Source organism: Burkholderia cepacia complex sp. TUM26381 (assembly GCF_057439935.1).
In genome coordinates, this window is the sequence record NZ_CM172008.1 from 1,077,554 (window position 1) to 1,097,208 (window position 19,655).

Sequence of the window (19,655 nt, forward strand, 5' to 3'; positions counted from 1 at the left end):
GCAGCGATACCTGCGCCAACGAGTCCGTGCTTGCGCCCGATGCCGTTCCGCCGCTCATAGCAGTTCCGCACGTTCCGGCGTCCGGCGTCCGCGCAACACGTCGACGAATGCGATCAGGTTTCCGGCCAGCCGGCCGCGTCGATCGATATAGGCTTCCGGTGCGATCGATTTCGCCATGTTGGCAGCGAAGTTGCGCACGATCTGGCGGCACGCATCGTGACGTGACAACGTCCCCTTGGCCATCATGTAGACCGGGTTCATGACTTGCGAGTAACCGAGCCGGCGTCCGGACACGCGGCCGCGCTTCACGCCGAGATGCACACCCACCGCACTGCCGAGTTTCACGAGCCGGCCGTGGCGCTGGGCGACCCGTGCACCGAAGTCGAGATCCTCCAGCCAGCCGTACAACACGAGCCGCTCGTCGAAACGCAACGCGGCAACCGCCGACGCGCGGAACGCCATGTTGCAGCCGTAAGGACTGTAGCCGTCCTGGGTCCATCGCTGCGTGTCGTCCCGGACGGCAGCCAGTGCCCGCTTCGCGTCGTCAATCGTGAGCCCGGGGCCGAGAATGCCGTCCGCAACGACGTGCCCCGTCACGCATGCGAGCATCGGGTCGCGCTCGAATGCGTCGGCAACCACGCACAGCCAGTCCGTTTGCGGGACGAAATCGTCGTCGAAGAACGCGACATAGTCCGTATCCGCCGGCACCCTGTCGAGGATCGCATTGCGCTGACGCGTCAAGCCAGGCTTGACGAACACGATGGACAGGTCATCGGCTTCGGCAAGCGCGCCAACATCGTCCGGCCCCGTACACGCGACGATGATCGACGTCGGCCTGAGCGTTTGCGTACGCAGGCAGGCAACGATGTTCGCCAGCTCGGCGGGCCGGCCGCGCGTCGCAATGCCGGCACAAACGCGCGGAGCGCCCGATGTCGCACGGTCATGCACGTTCACGGGTCCGCTCTCGCGAACTTCCCATTCATGAGTCATCACATACCCTCGTTACTGGCGAATTCTGTTGTCGTTGACACTCGTGGCGGGAACGCCGTCGATACCGAAGATTTCCGTCATCAGCTTCGCGCGCCACAGACCGGCTGCCAGCGCCCCCAGCATCGTCAACTCTCCGACGAGGCGTGCACCTGCCATCCCGAGCGCCCCCCATTGGCTCGCAAGCGGAATCGCACATGCCAGACTCACGACCGCGCCCAGCACGCCTGCTTGCGCAAGCAGACGTTCGAGCTTGCGCGGAATCAGGAAATAGGCGCCGAGCACCTGCGTGCATACGCTGACGGGAAGCACGAACACCATGAGATTCAGCACCGGCACACAGCGCTCGAAGCCGGCACCGAGCGCGAGCGGAATGAGCCGCTCCGACAGCAGGACAGTCGCGACTGCCGCAAGCGCCGCTCCGGAAAAGAACCACACGAACACCCGCCGCATCAGACGATTCGCGCGCGACGGATCGCTGCCGACCAGGCTGGTCAGCTTTGGCACGAGGATCTGCGCGGCCGGCGACATCACGCTCAATCCCGCCGCGACGAGCCGCTCGGCGACACCGAACGCGCTGACCTCGGAGGCATGCGCCATGGTCGACAACAGGTACGTCGACGCGCCCGCCAGCAAGACCGATGTGCCGCCATAGACGAAAATGACCGTCGACCGGCGGATCAGGTCCACTGCGCGCTTCAGGCTCGCGACGGCGCCGGCGAACTCTCGGCGGATCAGCCAGTACGCGAGCCCGAGCTGGACGACGCTCGACGTCAGCAGCAACGGAAATACTCGCTCGACATCGGACGGGTGATGCACGAAGCCGACGATCAGCGACAACGAAATCGCGAAGCCGACGACTTCGATCCGGACGCTCGCGATCGCGCGGCCGGTGCTGACGAGATACCACCCGACGTTGAATGCCGAGACCAGGCCCATGGCGATGACGACCGGCCCGCTCGACCAGTGCTGGCGAAACGCCAGCGACGCGCCGATCGCGATCGTGCCGGCGACGATGGCCGGCACGCACAGCAGTTGTCGGGCGATCACGTGGGTGCGCAGAATCTCGGCCCGCTCGGTGCTGCCTGCGGCATGCACGGTATCGCGCGCGCCGACGGTCGGAAAGCCGTAGCTCACGAACAGCCACAGCGAATTCGACAGCGAGGCGCCCGCCAGCACCAGGCCATAACCGCTCGGGCCGAGCGCGCGCCCGTAATACGGGAGCATGAACAACGGGTACAGATAGCGGAACATGTAGGCCACATACACCGCCAGCAATTCCGTGCGAGACGAGGTGGTGTTCATGTCGCCCTCGGCTCCCGGTTCGATGCGCGCCTGACGTTCAGTGCCCCGAACGCCGCCGCCGCAAACAGATAGACGCACGGCCCGAGGTCGAACACCGTGCCGGACAGCGTCGCGCCGATCAGCGCCGCGGCCAGCGCTTGAACGGCTGCGAAACTGACGATCCGGTCCGATGCCCACGTAGCAGGCCGCACGCGTACGCGCACGGTGCGGTAAAGGAACAGTCCGAACAGCATCGCGCCCAGCAGCCCGAGATTGCCGAGCGTCACCGCGACGAAGCTCGATGCCCTCGCGCTGCCCAGGCCGGCACCCAATCCGAACGTATCGACGAAGTTGATCAGCGACTGCATGTTCCACGCGCTGCGCTCGACGCCCGAATCGCTGCTCATCTTGCTCGTCAACGTCCGGTTGATTACCTCGGACACGGCCGTCACGATCGGCGAATCGATTGCGACCAGTACGCACGCGATCAGCGCGACCGCCACGCACGCCACCGCCAGCATCCGGAACTTCCTTGCCTGGCTGTGACGGGCGATCGCGCCGGAGCGACTGGCCATGAAGACGGCGAGATAGATCGACAGCCCCACGTACCCGGTACTCGACGTCGACAGCAGCACGAAACCGGCCGTCAACAGCGCAAGCAATCCCGACAGGCTCCGCCGATAGCCGAGCAGCCAAAGATTCGCGGTGAACGCAAAGAGCGGCAGCGAGAAGCCGGCAAATGCCGATGCCTCGGAGAAAGTCCCGCTGATCCGCCGCATGCCTCCGACCTCCGCGCCGTCCAGGATCGAGTACTGCGCGGTCTTCAGCGGATCCAGCAGACTGACGCCCGCAGCGCTGCCGAACAGATCGGCCGCCGCGGCGATCGCATTCAACGCGGTCAGGAACAGGAACGCGTCCGCCACGGCCCGGCTGGCGTCGCGTCGCCGCATCACCATCGAGGCGGCCAAATAGAGCAGGCATTCACCGATCAGGTATGCGGACTGGCTCAGGTTTCCGGACACGGGGCCGAGCGGCTGCAGCATGAGTTGCGTCGTGCCGATGTTGGAACGATCGATGGAATAAACCGACGTGGTGTCGGCCAGCATGCGCGGAAACACGACAGCCGTCATGCACGCGTAGCCGGTCAGCACCAGCAGCCAGAACCCGGGCGAGCCGACTCGAAGGCTGCTGCGGATCGCGCGCGAATCTTCGAGGAACAGCGCGCGTGCGACGAACAGCGGCATCATCAGGCTGGCCGGCAACACGCCCAGCCCGCCGAATGCAACCGCCTCGGTCGCCCCGAACAGCGTGCTGGCCACCATCACGTAGACCGCCCACCGATAAGGCAGCACGAACGTCAGGATGCCGAGCGCAATGACGATCACGCCGAACAGGCTCAGCTCCACGATGGTTCGCCCCTCGCCGAGCCGCCGGCCGTGTCGCGCGCCCCGGCGGCAGATGCGCGGTTGCGCAGCGCGCTGGCCATCACCTCCAGCAGGCCGTCGCGAAATCGCTCGACCGTGAATCGCTGCGCATTGGCGCGGCACACCCGTGGATCGAATCCGCCTGCCGCGTCGAAGCGCATCACCGCGTTGACGATGTCCGCGCTTGCCTGCCGTTCGAAGAACAACCCCGTGCGTGTGCGCGCATCCCCGGATGCGATCACCGTCTCGAGCGCGCCGCCGCGCCCGTAAGCGATGACCGGCGTTCCGCACGCCTGCGCCTCGACCGGCGTGATGCCGAAATCCTCTTCGGCGGCGAATACGAACGCCTTCGCCCGCTGCATGTAGTCGACGAGTACCGCATCCGGCTGATAGCCCAGCAGCGTGACGTTCGGCGTGGCGGCGGCCTTGACGCGCTCGAAATCCGGCCCGTCGCCGATCACGACGAGGCGCCGTTCCGGCATGCGGGCGAACGCCTCGACGATGAGCGGCATGCATTTGTACGGCACCATGCGCGACGCCGTCAGATAGAAGTCTTCCTTCTGCGTGACCAGCGAAAATCGCCCGATATCGACAGGCGGATAGACGACCGCCGCATCGTAGCCGTACACCTTGCGGATGCGTCTCGCGATGAAGCCGGAGTTCGCCACGAACGCATCGACGCCGTGCGCGGTACGCTGATCCCAGATGCGAATGTAGTGGAGCATCGCGCGCGCGATCCAGCCTTTCAACCCCGTCGACAGGCCCGACTCGTTCAGGTAACGATGTTGCAGATCCCACGCATAGCGTATCGGAGAGTGCACGTAGCTCATGTGCAGCTGATCCGGCCCGGTAATGACTCCCTTCGCGACGGCATGGCTCGATGAAATCACCAGGTCGTAGCCGGACAGGTCGAGCTGCTCGATCGCGAACGGCATCAACGGCAAGTACGCACGATAGGCCGAGCGTGCGCGCGGCAGCCGCTGGATGAACGACGTGGTGGCGACCTTGCCGAGCAGCTTCTCGCGCTCGCTGTCCGGCAGGAAATCGACCACCGTGAACAGGTCCGCCTGCGGCCAGATGTTGAGGATCTCGGCGAGGACTTTCTCGGCGCCCGCATAGGTCGTCAGCCAGTCGTGCACGACGGCGACGCGACTGAAATGCCGCCCCGTCTCGTTATCGGTGTGCCGCGCGTCAGCCTGCGAACGCGTCATGGCGTCACACATTGAAGTTGTATCGTTCATGCAGATCCTCGCCCGATGGTTGTCCGTGGCCGCCCGTCATGTCGGCCGGTCGCCTGTTCCATGCCGACATCCGTCATGCCTTGCCGTAGTACGCGTGACTGTCGCGATTGTGGCGATAGCGCCCGTAGCCGTACGCGTAGCGTCCCGGCCGTACGCTGAGCCCGTTGAAGATCAATCCGTGCGGGGACACGCCCACGTGACGCAGCCGCCGGATCGATTCCTTGATCTCGCCGTGTTTCGTCACCCCCTGACGCACCACCAGGAACGTCACGCCAGCGTGGCCGGCCAGTTGCGCGGCGTCCGGAACCGCAAGAATCGGCGGGCCGTCGCACACGATCACGTCGTAGGTCGCCCCCAGTTCGGACAGAATCGTGCGCAGATCCGAATCGAACAGCGCGTCGCTCGCATTGATCTGCACGCTGCCCGTCGCGATGAAATCGACGCCTTTCAGGATCTCGCGGTGCAATACGTCTTCGACGCGATGCGTGCCCTGCAACAGCTCGACGAGCCCGGCTCCCGGACCGACGGGAACCGTCCGCTGGAGTCCGCTTCGACGCAGGTCGGCATCGACCAGCAGCACGCGCTTTCCGGCCGAGCCCAGCACGGCAGCGAAATTCAGCGAGATGAAGGATTTCCCGACGGAAGACGTCGGGCCGGTGATGAACACCATCCGGTTCGGCACGTCGGTCATCGCGAATTCGAGTGCGGTCCGGAAGCTGCGCAGGCTCTCGAGTGCCGGGTCCATCATCGCGTTGTGGGCGAGAATCAGCTCCCGTGACGGCGTATTCGCGACACGACGCAAACGCGTCAGCGACGCTTCCTGGCGGCTATACGGCACCGTCGCATACACGGGTACGCCGCAGACGTGCTCCACCTCGATCGGGTCGTCGATCGAGTCGAACATGCGGCGGCGGCTGAACGCAACCGTCGCGCCGATCAGCAACCCGAAGACTGCCGACCCGACGATCACGAGCAAGCGCTTCGGCCTGACCGGCTCCTCGGGAACCGCCGCCGTGTCGACCAGCCGCACGTTGCCGACCTTCCCTGCCTTGACGAGACGCAGTTGCTCCTGCGTGTTGAGCAGGTTCGTATACAGCTCGGTTCCGACCTGTACGTCACGTTGCAATCGCAACACGTCCTGCTCGACGGGCGGCAACGCACGCGTACGTTGCTCGATACCCCCAATTTCCGCCTGGGCCGTATCGAGCTGCGCATCGAGCGCACGGATGGCCGGATGTTCCGGCGTGAAGCGCGCCATCAGTTCGTCGCGTTTCTGCTTCAGCGTGGTCAGGCGTGACTGCGCATCGACCGAGCGCTGCAGCAGCGCAGTCGCTTCCTCATCGAGATTCAACGTTCCGTGCTTGGCGCGATACGCGTTGAAGCGATTTTCGGAGAGCTCGAGCTGGCTCCTCAACTCTGGCAACTGTGCATTGAGGAAGCTGATCGATCGCTCGGCTTCCTCGGATTTGCGCCGCTCGTTCTGGTGAACATATTCGCTACCCAGCGTGTTGAGGATCATCGCCGTCTTCACCGGGTCGGACCCATCCAGCGTGACGCCGATCACGTCCGATTGCTTGCCTTTCTCCGCAATGTTCAGGCTCTGCCGGAGATCCTCGATCGTCGACAATGTCGAATACCGGCGCAGCACGAACGTGGCGCCCGGCTTGCCGCGGACCGACGTGACCAGCAGCGAGAGCGGGCCGTCCGGCGTGACCACCTTCAGCGGTACGCCGATCGTGCCGCCCGCGTCGACATCCGGGCCCGACAGACGGTACGTGTTGCCCGGCTGCAGCGCCATGACGAACGTTTCGCCATAGCGCTTGTCGGGCACGTCGAACTGGGCAACCGAGATGCGCTCGGTGCCGGTCACATAGCCGAACGGCAGCGGATCCGACACACGTGTCGCGTGCCGGGACAGCAATGACCCGATCAGCGGCAAGTAGCGCGGATGCGCGTCGATGGCCAGCGACAAGGTGTCGACCACCTTGCTCGCCACCAGACGCGACCTCAGCACCTCGATTTCCGACGATGCCTGGGTCTTGACGTCGAACATCGACGAAATGTCGCCGAGCATGCTCTTTGCCGAATTCGTGTTTTCTTCGACCTGCACCAGGATATCGGCCCGATAGACCGGCACCCCGAGAAACGCATAGGTCGTGCCGATCAACAGCATCAATCCCGTGACGAACGCGATCAGCCGCCGGTTGTCGTAAAGCGCGTCGAGATAACTCGCGACCGTCCCGGGCGGCCCGTCTTCCGGTTCCGCGTAATGCACCGGCGCATCAAGATGGTTCATGGGTCGTTTCCTGCAATGTTTGGGTGTGACGGGTGACACCGGCCAGCAGGCCGGACCAGTGCCTGACGCCCGTCGTCAATCGATCGACCGTCGCCGCGTATGCCGCACTGTCGAGCCGATAGGGATCCGCCACATCCCCGTCCGGCAGCAGACGGCAGACGCGTTCGGAGACGGACGGGTAGCGGTGTACGATGACCTGGCGCTGACGCTCGCTCATCGTCAGCACAAGAGCGGACGACTCGATCATCCAGCGTGCCAGCAGTTGCGAGCGATGCTGGCCGAGGTCGAGGCCGATGCGCTGCATGACGGCGATCGCCGCCGGATCGGCGCCCATTCCGGGCATCGCGTCGACGCCGGCCGACATCACATGCACACCCTCCAGCACGCGTCGAAACAGCGCCTCCGCCATCGGGCTTCGGCACACGTTCGCAGTGCAAACCAGGAGCAGACGGTCCATGTCAGAACGCGATATTGCGGCCGGTCGCGAGCGTCTGCGCGCTAGGCAGGAACATTCCCACCACGCGGCTCCAGCGCACCAGCGACGACGCATCGACGAAGACCACGTCGTCCGGCATCAGGTCGAAATCGTTCGCGAGCGCCATCGCTGCCGGCGATGTCGCATTCAGGTGAAAGACCGTCGGCGTCCCGCCGCGCCGGCTACGCACGACATAGACCTGGCTCGCATCGCCCGAATACGGACTGACGCCGCCCGCATAGCCGAGCGCATCATTCAGCGTCAGGCGGCCGTTGTTGAACGTCGCCGTCATCGTGTGCCCGACCTCGCCGAGCACGAACACCTTGCTGTCGCTCACGGGATAGACGCGGACGAGATCGCCGCTTTGCAGCAGGATCCGGTCGGGGTTGAGTCCCTGCTCGATCATGCGCGGCAGGTTCACGGTCACGGTCGCCTCTCCGCGCGTGACCGCGACGCGCGCGCGATCGCCGTTCGACGTGAATCCCCCTGCGCGATTGATCGCTTCGGGCAACGTCATCGGCAGGTCGTTCATCACCTGAAGGCCGGGAATGCGAACTTCACCGTCGAGATAGATGCGTCGGCTGCGATACGCCTGAATCCGCAAGGTCACCTGCGGATCCCGGATATAACGCGCCAGGTGACGCGCAAGCATGTCGCGCGCCTGCAACTCCGTGAGCCCGCCGACCTTGACGGGGCCGACATACGCGAATTGCACCACCCCGTTGGTGTCGACCGTATAGCCGGAAACGATCGCGTTCGAGCCGGTCGTATCGATGCCGTTCGATGTCGCGACGACGGGCATGTTCAGTTCCGGGTGATCCCACACGACGATGCTGAGGACATCGCCGGGCCCGAGCGTGTACGGTCGCGCCTGCTGGAACAGCGAAAGCACATCCTTCGGGATCGACGGCCCGGCCTGCGCTCGCGTCTGGTCGATCAGCGCTGCATCGATCTCGACGAGCGCACCGGCGGGCGGTGCATCTTCGGTTGCGGTGCCGCCCGTCGTAGCCGCAAGTGACGCCGCATGCATCGCACGGCCACAGGCCCCCGACGGATCCGCGGAGACGTCGGCCGGACACCCGCCGCGAAAAGTCATGCCAGGCGCAAACGCGCAGCCACCGAGCCACGTCAGCGCGAGTGCGACCGACAAGATTCCGCCGCATCGTGCAACCCGGCTGCGTACGTTTCGCGCTTCCTTCGATACGACGGACAGTGCTATCGTTCGAACACCGATCAGAGGGTCAATCATCCTTTTTGGCCTATATGTTGGATGGCGGGTCGAATCGATCCTCCACCGTCTTCTGTCAATCACGCGCATCGCAAAGCAACCGCACGCCCTGGCATATCCGCACTCACCCCGAAACGATCCCGCTTCTTGCCATTTCATGAAAATCCCGCACCTGCTTGCTGTTGCAACGAGCATTTCGCTCAGCGTCACCGCCCTTGCACAGTTCCCTGCATCCACCTCTGCAGCCAAACGCGCGCCCCACGCCGCCCGCATCACGCAGACCGAGGCGATGCTTCCGGTTCCGGCCAGCGCGGCAAGCGCGGCAAGCGACGCCGCATCGTCAGCCAGACCCGCCGCACCGAAGCTGTCGGGTACGACGGGCAAGCATCACGCGCCGCCGACACGTCGCCAGCACCTTGCCCGTTACCGCGACCGGAGCAGCGGCGCAGCAAGCAGCACGGCTGGCGACCCGTACCAGTACGACGGCTGGTCGGCATCTTCGGCTTACGCGAATCCCGCCCCCACTTCGCCGTGACGCCACCGCGTCGCGGGCCGGCCTCGCGACATCGACTCCGCACGACATGCCGCCGTCAGTACGCCCCCTCCCGTCGCATCACGACCTTGACGGTTCGCAGCAAGATGCCGAAGTCGAGCAGGGGCGACCATTGCTTCACGTACGACACGTCGAGCGATACGCGCTGCGCATAGTCGACATTGCTGCGTCCGCTCACTTGCCATAGCCCGGTAATGCCAGGCGTGCTCATGAGGTAGTAGTGCGCGTCGCTGCCATAGCGCGCGAGTTCCTGGTCGACGATGGGGCGCGGGCCCACGAGACTCATTTCACCGCGCAGCACATTCCACAACTGGGGCAATTCGTCGAGGCTGGTCCGTCGCAGGAAATGCCCGACCGGCGTGATGCGCACGTCGTTCTTCAGCTTGAAATCCCTCATCCATTCCGCGCGCGCTTCCGGATCGCGGGCGAGCGTGTCGCGCAACACTTCTTCGGAATTGACGACCATCGTGCGGAATTTCAGGCACCGGAAACGCGTTCCGTCACGGCCGACACGTACGTGACCGAAGATTGCCGGACCGCCATCACGCTTCACCACGATAATTAGTATTACGAATAATGGAGCCAGAATAAAAAGAAGCGGAATCGAAAGCGCGAGATCGAAAACGCGCTTGAACACGAGCCGCATCATTCGAGAAGCCACCACCGGCCCTTGTGCCGCCACACTGCGCGCGCGCCGGCCGAAACGCACGACCAGCTTCAGTACCGCGAGCGCGAGCGTGCGGGCCAGCAGCATCCCGAGCCCGCTGGTAATCGTCCAGTAGACGAACCATAGTCCGCGCACCAGATGCAATCGGTGCAGTACGAAGAGCAATGCATATCCGCCGGCCTGCACGATAAGCCAGGCGACAATCGCTCGACTCATCAGGTTGACCGCCGAGCGTTCGCGAGTGCCGCGATACAGCCCGCATGCCGGAAACACGGACAACGCGAGCGCAACCGCGAAAGCCACGAGCAGGCCATCGAATCCGGCGTGCGACAGACCGTCCGCCGGAAACCCGAAATGCAATGCGCCAAAGGCGCCGACCACGATCAACGCACCGTCGATCACGCGCAAGAAGAACCCGTCCATCATTTACCCCGACATGTACGAAATATCGATTAATTATTTATTTCGCAATACTAATTTTATGACCTGACTGGATTATTCGAATCGAGAAATGGCTACGCTTACGCCCGCATGCCGGCAGATCGGCTCTGCTGGAACCTGCTGGTACGTTCCGTTGCGGCAAGGATGACGTCGCCCCCGGACAGGCCTGAATCGATTGGCCTGCCGGAGCGATCAATGGTGCGAATGTCCGGATTCGACCGCTTCGCCCCCGCGTCGCGTCCGGATTTCGGAATGTGGTTTCGATTCATGTTTGGTCTATCGTCTTGGTATTCGTTACTGCGGCACGCATCGTTTAATGCACAATCCGTGCCACTGTTCCGAATTTTCTTGCTGCAGTGCAGAAAAATTCCAATAAAACAATGACCTATGATTTTTGTTCAAAACGTCTGATTAATTCGAATTCCAATTGGAAAACGTTTGCGACTCGATCATCGTGTCGCCCGTTACGTAACGGCACGCCGTAACGCGCACACGATGGAAATAACACGGGCAATTCGATTCGACGTGTCGCGCGTAGATGAATGAAGGGAATATCTGAGTGCCACCGGAATTCTTCTAATTATTTTTATGCATCGAATCTGGATTCCCGGTTCACCGGTGAACAAAAGGAAACGACCGTGCATTTCCGGTTTCAGCCTGAAATCGAATCGCCGTTATATGACGACCGTCGTGGAGACTTGTGCTGCGCGCATCCGCATCCCGCGTCAGCGTCGGTGGGATGAAATCGATCGTCACGTCCACATGACAGTCCGCGTCACGTCGACCTGCGCTTGCGCCCCGGCTCGTCCTCGAGCAGCACGGCCCCCTGCCCGCGCTCGCTCAATGCATCGCCCGGGTTCCTCAACGGGCAATCCTTCATCGACAGGCATCCGCAGCCGATGCACCCGTCCATCTGGTCGCGCAACTGGGTAAGCTTCCGGATCCGTTCGTTCAACAGGTCGCGCCATCCTGTCGACAGCCGCCGCCAGTCCGCCGCGCTCGGCGCCTTGCCGGACGGCAGCTCGTCCAGCGCGGCCTTGATCCGGTCGAGCGGAATGCCCGCGCGCTGCGCAACCTTGATGACCGCGACCCGTCGCAGCACGTCGCGCGCATAACGACGCTGGTTGCCGTCGCTACGCCAGCCGTGAATCAATCCCTTGGCTTCGTAGAAGTGGATCGACGACACGGCAATACCGCTGCGCCGCGCGACCTCACCGACGGACAACGGCACCTGCATATCGATTTTCATGATCCCCGCCTGTTGACCTCAACAATGGTTGAGGTTTTATAACGGATACCGATGACCCTTTCAAGCATCCGGTCGCCAGGACAGGCGATCACGCATCGGAGAAGACATGAGTATCGACGACGTCACGAACGCGCCGCCTGCATCGGCCGCGCCGTCGACCGCGGGCTGGCGTGCGCTGCTGTCGGGCGCGAACGGCATGCGGTCGCTGGCGCTGGCCGGCGGTGTCGCGCTGCATGCGATCAACATCTACATCGCAACGACCATCCTGCCGTCGGTCGTTCGGGATATCGGCGGGCTCGAATACTACGCGTGGAATACGACGCTGTTCATGGCTGCATCGATCGTCGGCGCGCCGCTGTCTGCCAACGTGCTCGGACGTTTCGGACCGCGCGCCGCCTACCTCATTGCGCTCGTCGTGTTTTGCGCGGGCACGCTCGCGTGCGCGAGCGCGCAGACCATGCCGTGGATGCTCGTCGGCCGTACCGCACAGGGATTCGGCGGCGGGATCCTGTTCGCGCTCAGCTACGCGTTGATCCGGGTCGTGTTCGACGCACGCCTGTGGTCGCGTGCAATGGCGATGGTGTCCGGCATGTGGGGCGTCGCGACGCTTTGCGGGCCGGCAATCGGCGGAATCTTCGCGGAGACGGGGTCCTGGCGGCTCGCGTTCGTCGCATTGCTGCCCGTTGCCGCCGTGCTGGCGCTGATCGTGATCGTCAGGCTGCCCGCATACGAGGCGTCCGGCCAGCCGGCATCGCGGCTCGCGCTCGGCAGGATTCTGCTGCTTGCCGCCTCGGTGCTGGTCGTGTCCGTGGCCAGCCTGTCGACGGCGCGCGCCGCGAACATCGCGGGTGTCGCCGCGGGCCTTGCGATCGCAGCGCTGATCGTGCGCGTCGAGCGCGACGCGACGATCCGGCTGCTGCCGACGGGTGCCTACAGCATCCGCACACCGCTCGGCGCCATCTACGCGTGCATGAGCCTGCTCGTGATCGGGATCACGACGGAGGTGTTCGTTCCGTATTTCCTGCAGGTCATTCACGGCTACCCGCCGCTGATCGCCGGCTATCTGACCGCGCTGATGGCGGCAGGCTGGACGGTCGGCTCGGTCTTCAGCTCGGGGCAACGCGCGCGTACCGCGCAAGCGCTGGTGCGCGGCGGGCCGCTGGTCGTGATGCTGGCGCTCGCCGCACTCGCGTTCGTCGCCCCGCAGCAGCACCCGCCCGGAACCTGGGCCGGGGTGACCATCCTGTGCATCGCGCTCACGGCGGTGGGGGGCGGCATCGGCGTGGGTTGGCCCCACCTGCTCACACGGATTCTGACGCACGCACCGGCCGGGCAGGAAGACCTCGCTTCGACGTCGATCACGACCGTGCAGCTCTATGCGACCGCGATCGGCGCCGCGCTCGGCGGGCTCGTCGCCAATCTCGCCGGTTTCTCGACGCCCGGAGGACTCGCCGGCGCGCAGCAGGCGGCCGCATGGTTGTTCGGCCTGTTCGCGGCCGCGCCCCTGCTGGCCGCCGTCGTCGCTCGCCGCGTGCCTGTCCGGTGATGGCCGGGCCGCTCGCCTGCGCTCCCGGACGCCTTATGACTGACAACCCGACTTGACGGAATCCCTGCCATGACCTCGTTCGTTCCGCTGTACGACGGCGACCACGAAGCGCAATTCGACGACGACGTCGCCGCACATCTCGACGGTTTCGCGTTGCGTCTGCTCGCCGGCCGCGTCATCGCGATCCGCGACAATACGTTCCACGATCTTCAGAACCTGATCGCAGGGCGTGGCGCGATCACGCAAAACGGTGTGCCATTCGACCTGAGGCGCAGCAATCTGCGCACACTGCATTACGATTTCGGCCGGCACGGTGAACTCGAACAGCGCTATGCGGAACGGAACGATGCCGCGTTGCGTGCCGCACTCGCACCGCACCCGGTCCGCCCGCGCGCCCCGATCGACGCCGTGCGGCTGTCGCCGCACGATCGCCTCGCATTCCTGCCGTTCGATCACGCCGACGAAGTGCCGAACATCGCGGCCGACGCGATCCACAACGCGGCGACGCGGCTCACGCTGTCGCACTGGCCATCGAATCGCACGCCGGCACGTTATCGGGCCAACCTTTCGACAGAAAGCGTGCTTCGCTTCGTGACGGAAGGCGCCGTCGATCCGGACGTGCACTGCGTGACGACCGATCACTTCGATCTCGACGGACTCGCGTCGATCTATGCACTCATCGCGCCTGGCCACGCGTTGCGCCATCAGGCGCTGCTGGTCGATGTCGCACGCTTCGGCGACTTCGCGCGCGGTCGCTCGGACGTCGCGCGCCGGCTCGCGTTCGCACTGGACTCGGTTGCCGCGCGCGTTTTGCAGGATGTCCACGGGTTCAGCGATGATAGCGCGCGCATCGCGACGGTGTTTGACACGCTGTTGCCGACCTTGCGTGACTGGCTCGATGCGCCATCGATACCCGACGCCCTGTGGCGCGACGCCGAGCGTCATCATGCCGGCACCGAGGCCCTGCTCGATCACCCGGGTACGCACATCGAACAGCATCCCGAACTCGATCTCGCGGTATTCCGACTGCCTGCGTCGGCCGCGCCTCGCGGGCGCGCATCGCAACGCTACTTCGGGTTGTCGCCGATCGGATTTCACAACCGGACCGCCCTGTCGACGCTCGCGCTCGTCGCGCACGACGATGTCATGATTCATCAGCGTTACGAGGGCTGGGTCGCACGCGTCTCGCAATCGCCGCGCCCCCGGCGCGACCTGTCGATCCTCTTGCGTGCGCTGCAGGCGGCCGAGCGGGGGACATCCCACTGGCAATACGATGGCGTCCAGCACATCATGCCGCGTCTTGGCCGCGCCGGCGAACATGCCGGCGTCCTGCCGGCGGAAACGGTCGTCAACGAGTTGAAGCAGTTGCTGGCGATCGCACCACCGGCGTGGTCGCCCGTGCTCGCGACAGCGCCGGACGCGCAAGCGCTGATGGATGCGTGACCTCGATGGCGCACATACCGATTCCATTTGGATTCCAGCGCATGAGCCGACGTGACGTCGGTCGCTCTCTTACCAGGTCGAATCATCCCGTTCGCATCACAGCGCCTCGATTTTCGTACGCTCAACCGTGACCGACGTCAGGCGGATCGGCCGTGGCCCTGGGCGTTTGTCTTCATCGACGCGTCACGCCGCCAGTCCCGTCGACGACAGATCCGCCGTCTCCGGATTGAACCGGGTCATGCAATTCAGATCGCGCGCGCGAATCTGTTCGGTCATGAAATCGACGAAGATTCGAATGCGCGTCGGAAGATGTTGCCGGCTCAGATAGCAGATGTAATGGCCGCGATCCTCCGGCACGTGCTTCGCCAGCGCGACGACGAGCTCGTTCGACGCGAGGTGATCGCGAATCTGGTAGCCCGCCATCTGTGCGATGCCCGATCCGTTCAGCACCGCACGCAATACCAGATCCGCGTCGTTGAACGTGAGGCGCGACGTCGGCAGGTACTTTTGCACGCGCCCGTCGACATTGAACTCCCATTCGAACAGACGCCCGCTCGCAAACCTGAAATTGATGCATGCGTGCCGGCCGAGGTCCTCGACGCGCTGCGGGAGTCCGTGCTTCGCGACATACGACGGCGCCGCGCAAAGCACCATCTGCATCGGAATCAATTGACGGGCAATGATGCTGGAATCCTCGATGCGCCCGTTGCGAAACGATACGTCGATCCGCTCCGACACCAGGTCAATCGGCCGGTCGTCGAGCAGCAGATCGATGACGATTTCCGGATACGCGTCCGCAAACTTTTCCAGCAGCGGCGCCACGATCTTCCTGCCGAATCCCACTGCCGCGCTGATGCGAATGAGGCCGCGCGGCGGCCCCTGCCGCAACTCCAGCATGTCGTTCATGGCTTCCACGATCTGGGCCACGCCCTGATGGCAGTTCTCGAAAAATCGTTGGCCCTCGCGCGTCAGTTCGGTCGTGCGCGTGGTGCGCTGAAACAGCCGCGTGCTCAGCTGCGCCTCCAGCTTCTGGACATTCCGGCTCACGGCCGGCCGCCCGACGCCGAGCCGTTCGGCAGCCCTGGTGAAGCTTCCCTCGCTCGCCACTGCAACGAATGCAAGGATGCCTGCATAGCTCGCACCGAAGCTCGCCGACAACGCATCGGCGCGACTGGCCAGATCGCGACGAACGCCGTGCTCCGATGTTTCCGACCGATTCATTTCCCGTGCCCCCAGACATGTCGCGCCCCCCGATTGCCCGTCGCCGACCTGCGCCGGCGAACTGCCGCGCGTGCCAATGCGAATCAGCTTCTCGCGAGCCACTGGTCGAGTCCGATGCGGCCGAGTCGTGCAGGCCCGAGCGGGACCAGCGATTCTTCCTCGACGCGGCCGCCGTAGTAGCGGGCGTCACCATCGGTCACCACCGCGCGCGCGTCGCCGGCCGACTTCAAATAGCGTGCGACGATCTCCGCGAACGACGCGCGATCCGGGCCTGCAATCTCGACCGTACCGTTCAGCGGCCCGTCGAGCGCGATCTGCGCGACGAGTGCCGAAACGTCCTCCGCCGCGATCGGCTGGAACAGTCCGTCGCCGACGCGGACGGTGCCGCCTTCGGTGCCGAAATCGGCGATACCGCCGATGAACTCCATGAATTGCGTGGCGCGCACGATCGTGTACGGCACGCCCGCTGCCTCGATCGCCTGCTCCTGCGCCACCTTGGCCGCGAAATAGCCGTTCTCCGGCATCCGGTCGCAGCCGACGATCGACAGCGCGACGTGATGGCGCACGCCCGCTGCCACTTCGGCCTTGCCGAGATTGCGTGCCGACGTGCGGAAGAAGTCCAGCACCGCCTGCGGCTCCCACGACGGCGCATTCGCCACGTCCACGACAACGTCCGCGCCCGTCAATACGCCGGCCAGGCCTTCGCCCGTGACGGTGTTGACGCCGGTACGCGGCGATGCAGCAAGCACCTGATGGCCGGCTTCGCCGAGCAGCGTGACGACCCGCGAGCCGATCAGGCCCGAACCACCGATGACAACGATCTTCATCGCAAAATCTCCTGACGAAAGGATTTGACTGAAACGTGCGGAGTACGTGACGGGCACCGGATCCGGTGAATCCGGCCATGACCGTCGCATCGCGTGGCGCAAGTGTGGAAGAATCATGTCCTATCCAGAAGTGCCAAGAATCGTCGATCAGACTGATCCATGCCGCGTCGGCTCCCCTTACCCACGAGACCGTGATGTCTGCGCAAACGCCCGCCCTGACCATCGAAATCGACCGGCAACGCCAGTTGCCCGTCTATCTGCAGATTTGCGAGCGGTTCAGAACAGCGATCGCCGCGGGTCATCTGCGCCCCGGCGATCGCGTGCCCGCGTTGCGCGGGCTGGCGACGCAACTGAACACGGCGCGCGGCACGGTCGAACAGGCGTACACGATCCTGGTCGACGAGGGATATCTGCAAATGCGCGGCGCGGCCGGCACGTTCGTATCGCCGTCGCTGCCGACGTCGCTGACGCGGTCGGCGCCCGCACGTGCCGACGAGCCGGCACGGCACGACCACCCGCCGCCACGGCGTCCGCAGCCGATCGCCGTCGCGATGAGCGGCGAGCCGCGCCCGTTGCAACCCGGGGTCCCGGCGCTCGACGCATTTCCGCGCAAGGTATGGCATCGGCTCGTGTCGCAGCGCGCGCGTGGCGGCGATCGCGCGCTGCTCGGCTACCCGAATCCGGCCGGCTACCGGCCGCTGCGCGAGCACATCGCCACTTATCTGACGCTGTCGCGGGGCGTCGCCTGCGCGCCGGAGCAGGTGTTCATCACCAGCGGCTACCGCGCAACGCTGGAACTCGTGCTGCGCAGCCTCGCACGGCCGAACGACCGGGTGTGGTTCGAGGATCCCGGCTATCTGCTCGCACGCGGCTTTCTGTCCGAGACCGGCGTGCAGCTCGTCCCGGTGCCGGTGGACACCGACGGCATCGACGTCGCGCGCGGCATGCAACTGGACGCGCACGCACGCTTCGCGCTGGTAACACCGTCGCATCAGAGCCCGCTTGGCCATACGCTGTCGCTTGCCCGGCGCATCGCGCTGCTCGACTGGGCCGAAAAAATGTCGGGCTGGATCGTCGAGGACGACTACGACAGCGAGTTTCGCTATCTTGGCCGCCCGTTGCAGGCCCTGAAGAGCCTCGACCGGCGGGATCACGTGATCTATTGCGGTACCTTCAGCAAGGCGATGTATCCCGGCTTGCGGCTGGCCTACGCGGTCGTGCCGGAGCGCGCGGTGGAACGCGTCGAACGCGTGGCATGCAGCATGAACGCCGGCTCGCCGACGCTGTTGCAGGCGGCCCTGGCGGATTTCATCGAACAGGGGCACTTTGCCCGGCATCTGAAGCGGATGCGCACGCTGTACGGCGAGCGACGCACGCTGATCGTGCACGCCTTGCGACAGGTGTTCGGCGAGCGGCTGATCGTCGAATTGCCGCCCGGCGGCATCCAGTTCGCGGTGCGGTTCACCGAGGGCCCGGACGGACCGGTCGACGACGTCGCCGTTGCTGCCCGCGCCCGCGAAGCGGGACTCGCGGTGTTGCCGCTGTCGATCTGGTACATGAACAGCCACACGCAGCAAACACCGCGCGGCCTCGTCATCGGGTTCGCGAACGTCGCCGATGCGGACGAAGCCCAACGTCACGCACACACGCTGCGTGCGTGCCTGGGCCGTTGACGCGCGGCACGCATCGTGCGCAAGTCCGGATTGGTGCCGAAGCGGCAACAGAGTGCGCACGTTCCCGGCACTACTGACCCGCGAGACCCGCGATTACGATGGTTGCCAGACAGGTCCTGCGATGAATCGCCATGCGCAGGCCCGGTAGTCCCGCTTCCACAGATCAGGAGAACGGATCATGACGCAACGCATCAACTACTTTCAGCAATCGCCTGAACTGACCAAGAAGCTCGTGGAACTCGACGGGTTGCTCCAGAAGACGACGATCGAGACGCCGGTCCGCGAGCTCGTCGAGATTCGGGCGTCGCAACTCAACGGTTGCGCGTTCTGCGTCGACATGCACATCAAGACGGCAAAAATCCACGGCGAGCGCGAACTGCGTCTCCATCACGTGGCGATCTGGCGCGAGTCGACGCTCTTTTCGCCGCGCGAGCGTGCCGCGCTCGAATGGACCGACACACTGACGCAACTCCCGGCGCATGGCGTGCCGGACGATCTCTACGAACGCGTGCGTGCCCACTATTCGGAGAAGGAATTGTCGGATCTCACCTTCCTCGTGGGCGCGATCAACAGCTGGAACCGGCTGAATGTCGCATTCCGCATCGTGCCCGGCTCGTTCGACAAGATGTTCGGGCTCGACAAGGCCGACCTGGAGTGACGACATGAAACGCATCATGCTTGTTCTCGCACCGCTGGCGCTGGCGCTGTCGCTGCTGATGCCAGCCCAGCCGGCAGCGGCCGCACCGCAAGCCAGGGTGACGCAGCTGACCACGGAGCCGTTGCCCGAGTATCCGGGCAATGAGGTCGAAATGATCATGGTCGATTATCCGCCCGGCAGTGTCGACCCCGTTCATCGTCACGACGCGCACGCCTTTGTCTATGTGCTCGACGGCAGCATCGTGATGGGCCTGAACGGCGGGAAGGAGGTCACGCTCCACGCCGGCGACACGTTCCACGAAGGCCCTGAGGACGTGCATACGGTCGGGCGGAACGCCAGCAGCACGAAGCCGGCAAAGTTCGTCGTATTCCTGATCAAGCACAAGGGCGCGCCGGTCCTTACGCCCGTGAAATAGCAGGATCGTCATCGCAGCCTTCGCAGG

The 19,655-nt window shown here is 64.7% G+C and carries 16 protein-coding genes; 5 read left to right on the top strand and 11 right to left on the bottom strand.

Annotation, left to right across the window (positions count from 1 at the left end):
* Positions 1–54 precede the first annotated feature (54 nt).
* The 9 genes from ACWMMN_RS36715 to soxR form a co-directional block, all read right to left on the bottom strand.
* Positions 55–990, bottom strand: a complete 936-nt coding sequence (locus ACWMMN_RS36715; protein WP_059242253.1) for a glycosyltransferase family 2 protein — start codon at positions 988–990, stop codon at positions 55–57.
* Positions 991–1,002: 12 nt separating this feature from the next.
* Positions 1,003–2,292 (bottom strand): oligosaccharide flippase family protein, encoded by a 1,290-nt coding sequence (locus ACWMMN_RS36720; protein WP_342706501.1) that lies wholly within the window; start codon positions 2,290–2,292, stop codon positions 1,003–1,005.
* On the bottom strand, positions 2,289–3,677 hold the full coding sequence (locus tag ACWMMN_RS36725; protein WP_486424252.1) for a hypothetical protein: 1,389 nt from the start codon (positions 3,675–3,677) through the stop codon (positions 2,289–2,291). The genes ACWMMN_RS36720 and ACWMMN_RS36725 overlap by 4 nt, the downstream gene beginning before the upstream one ends.
* Entirely contained in the window at positions 3,668–4,906 is a 1,239-nt protein-coding gene (locus ACWMMN_RS36730; protein ID WP_256087553.1) for a glycosyltransferase family 4 protein, read from the bottom strand. The genes ACWMMN_RS36725 and ACWMMN_RS36730 overlap by 10 nt, the downstream gene beginning before the upstream one ends.
* Before the next feature lie 103 nt (positions 4,907–5,009).
* Complete coding sequence (locus ACWMMN_RS36735; RefSeq protein WP_486424253.1) at positions 5,010–7,232, bottom strand: GNVR domain-containing protein; 2,223 nt, start codon at positions 7,230–7,232, stop codon at positions 5,010–5,012.
* Positions 7,219–7,689 (bottom strand): arsenate reductase/protein-tyrosine-phosphatase family protein, encoded by a 471-nt coding sequence (locus ACWMMN_RS36740; protein WP_059242265.1) that lies wholly within the window; start codon positions 7,687–7,689, stop codon positions 7,219–7,221. The genes ACWMMN_RS36735 and ACWMMN_RS36740 overlap by 14 nt, the downstream gene beginning before the upstream one ends.
* 1 nt (position 7,690) lies before the next feature.
* Positions 7,691–9,319, bottom strand: coding sequence for a polysaccharide biosynthesis/export family protein (locus ACWMMN_RS36745; protein WP_486424254.1), 1,629 nt, complete (start codon positions 9,317–9,319; stop codon positions 7,691–7,693).
* A gap of 206 nt (positions 9,320–9,525) precedes the next feature.
* Positions 9,526–10,578 carry a sugar transferase gene (locus ACWMMN_RS36750; protein ID WP_059242267.1) on the bottom strand — a complete coding sequence of 351 codons (1,053 nt, stop codon included), beginning with the start codon at positions 10,576–10,578 and terminating at the stop codon, positions 9,526–9,528.
* Positions 10,579–11,371: 793 nt separating this feature from the next.
* Positions 11,372–11,845, bottom strand: a complete 474-nt coding sequence (gene soxR, locus ACWMMN_RS36755; RefSeq protein ID WP_059242269.1) for a redox-sensitive transcriptional activator SoxR — start codon at positions 11,843–11,845, stop codon at positions 11,372–11,374.
* A 106-nt stretch (positions 11,846–11,951) separates the two neighbouring features.
* Between soxR and ACWMMN_RS36760 the strand changes: the two genes are divergently transcribed.
* Both ACWMMN_RS36760 and ACWMMN_RS36765 read left to right on the top strand, forming a co-directional pair.
* On the top strand, positions 11,952–13,391 hold the full coding sequence (locus tag ACWMMN_RS36760) for an MFS transporter (RefSeq protein ID WP_174993669.1): 1,440 nt from the start codon (positions 11,952–11,954) through the stop codon (positions 13,389–13,391).
* 69 nt (positions 13,392–13,460) lie between these two features.
* A complete protein-coding gene (locus ACWMMN_RS36765) occupies positions 13,461–14,834 on the top strand; it encodes a DUF6687 family protein (protein WP_486424255.1) in 1,374 nt (457 codons plus the stop codon).
* Positions 14,835–15,017: 183 nt separating this feature from the next.
* On the opposite strand, the gene ACWMMN_RS36770 is transcribed toward ACWMMN_RS36765, so the two are convergent.
* Both ACWMMN_RS36770 and ACWMMN_RS36775 read right to left on the bottom strand, forming a co-directional pair.
* Positions 15,018–16,055: a LysR family transcriptional regulator gene (locus tag ACWMMN_RS36770; RefSeq protein WP_342706516.1), complete on the bottom strand. Its 1,038-nt coding sequence runs from the start codon at positions 16,053–16,055 to the stop codon at positions 15,018–15,020.
* A gap of 83 nt (positions 16,056–16,138) precedes the next feature.
* Complete coding sequence (locus ACWMMN_RS36775; protein WP_486424256.1) at positions 16,139–16,882, bottom strand: SDR family oxidoreductase; 744 nt, start codon at positions 16,880–16,882, stop codon at positions 16,139–16,141.
* A gap of 194 nt (positions 16,883–17,076) precedes the next feature.
* Here ACWMMN_RS36775 and pdxR point away from each other — a divergent pair, with 194 nt between their 5' ends.
* The 3 genes from pdxR (at position 17,077) to ACWMMN_RS36790 (ending at position 19,628) form a co-directional block, all read left to right on the top strand.
* Complete coding sequence (pdxR, locus tag ACWMMN_RS36780; RefSeq protein WP_174993666.1) at positions 17,077–18,555, top strand: MocR-like pyridoxine biosynthesis transcription factor PdxR; 1,479 nt, start codon at positions 17,077–17,079, stop codon at positions 18,553–18,555.
* A 178-nt stretch (positions 18,556–18,733) separates the two neighbouring features.
* Complete coding sequence (locus tag ACWMMN_RS36785; RefSeq protein WP_174993665.1) at positions 18,734–19,213, top strand: carboxymuconolactone decarboxylase family protein; 480 nt, start codon at positions 18,734–18,736, stop codon at positions 19,211–19,213.
* 4 nt (positions 19,214–19,217) lie between these two features.
* Complete coding sequence (locus tag ACWMMN_RS36790) at positions 19,218–19,628, top strand: cupin domain-containing protein (RefSeq protein WP_486424257.1); 411 nt, start codon at positions 19,218–19,220, stop codon at positions 19,626–19,628.
* Positions 19,629–19,655 lie beyond the last annotated feature (27 nt).

Bases quoted from the DNA above. Each gene is read 5' to 3' on its own strand.
- ACWMMN_RS36715 (WP_059242253.1), bottom strand. From the start codon at position 990: ATGACTCATGAATGGGAAGTTCGCGAGAGCGGACCCGTGAACGTGCAT.
- ACWMMN_RS36720 (WP_342706501.1), bottom strand. From the start codon at position 2,292: ATGAACACCACCTCGTCTCGCACGGAATTGCTGGCGGTGTATGTGGCC.
- ACWMMN_RS36730 (WP_256087553.1), bottom strand. From the start codon at position 4,906: ATGACGCGTTCGCAGGCTGACGCGCGGCACACCGATAACGAGACGGGG.
- ACWMMN_RS36735 (WP_486424253.1), bottom strand. From the start codon at position 7,232: ATGAACCATCTTGATGCGCCGGTGCATTACGCGGAACCGGAAGACGGG.
- ACWMMN_RS36740 (WP_059242265.1), bottom strand. From the start codon at position 7,689: ATGGACCGTCTGCTCCTGGTTTGCACTGCGAACGTGTGCCGAAGCCCG.
- ACWMMN_RS36750 (WP_059242267.1), bottom strand. From the start codon at position 10,578: ATGGACGGGTTCTTCTTGCGCGTGATCGACGGTGCGTTGATCGTGGTC.
- soxR (WP_059242269.1), bottom strand. From the start codon at position 11,845: ATGAAAATCGATATGCAGGTGCCGTTGTCCGTCGGTGAGGTCGCGCGG.
- ACWMMN_RS36760 (WP_174993669.1), top strand. From the start codon at position 11,952: ATGAGTATCGACGACGTCACGAACGCGCCGCCTGCATCGGCCGCGCCG.
- ACWMMN_RS36765 (WP_486424255.1), top strand. From the start codon at position 13,461: ATGACCTCGTTCGTTCCGCTGTACGACGGCGACCACGAAGCGCAATTC.
- ACWMMN_RS36770 (WP_342706516.1), bottom strand. From the start codon at position 16,055: ATGAATCGGTCGGAAACATCGGAGCACGGCGTTCGTCGCGATCTGGCC.
- ACWMMN_RS36775 (WP_486424256.1), bottom strand. From the start codon at position 16,882: ATGAAGATCGTTGTCATCGGTGGTTCGGGCCTGATCGGCTCGCGGGTC.
- pdxR (WP_174993666.1), top strand. From the start codon at position 17,077: ATGTCTGCGCAAACGCCCGCCCTGACCATCGAAATCGACCGGCAACGC.
- ACWMMN_RS36785 (WP_174993665.1), top strand. From the start codon at position 18,734: ATGACGCAACGCATCAACTACTTTCAGCAATCGCCTGAACTGACCAAG.
- ACWMMN_RS36790 (WP_486424257.1), top strand. From the start codon at position 19,218: ATGAAACGCATCATGCTTGTTCTCGCACCGCTGGCGCTGGCGCTGTCG.